This window comes from Erwinia sp. ErVv1, from assembly GCF_900068895.1.
In the GTDB taxonomy this organism is placed as follows: domain Bacteria; phylum Pseudomonadota; class Gammaproteobacteria; order Enterobacterales; family Enterobacteriaceae; genus Erwinia.
Map to the genome: position 1 here is coordinate 444 of NZ_CDPK01000002.1, position 251 is coordinate 694.

At 57.8% G+C, this 251-nt stretch carries 1 pseudogene; it reads right to left on the reverse strand.

The features are described 5' to 3' along the window. Nucleotides 1-5: 5 nt before the first annotated feature. Nucleotides 6-251 (reverse strand): annotated as a pseudogene (locus A1830_RS22050) (hypothetical protein); the annotation flags it as partial.

Consider the following 251-nt stretch of genomic DNA (forward strand, 5'->3'; position numbering starts at 1 on the left):
TCTTCGTCGTCAGGATAATGGTATGTGGTGGTGTGATTCAGTGCGTTGCTTTCCGACAGCAGGCGACCGTTTAAATCATATGTCGCCTGTGTGGCTGTTGAATCCGGGTAAACCGTGCGGGCGATGCGGTCAGTGTTGCGAAACCAGTAATACTCTGTGGTGCGGCCTGCCGGGTCAGTCTCTGACGTCAGGCGGCCATAGCGGTCCCACTGGCTGCGCCGCATGGCTCCGTCAGGCAGGATGACATCGCA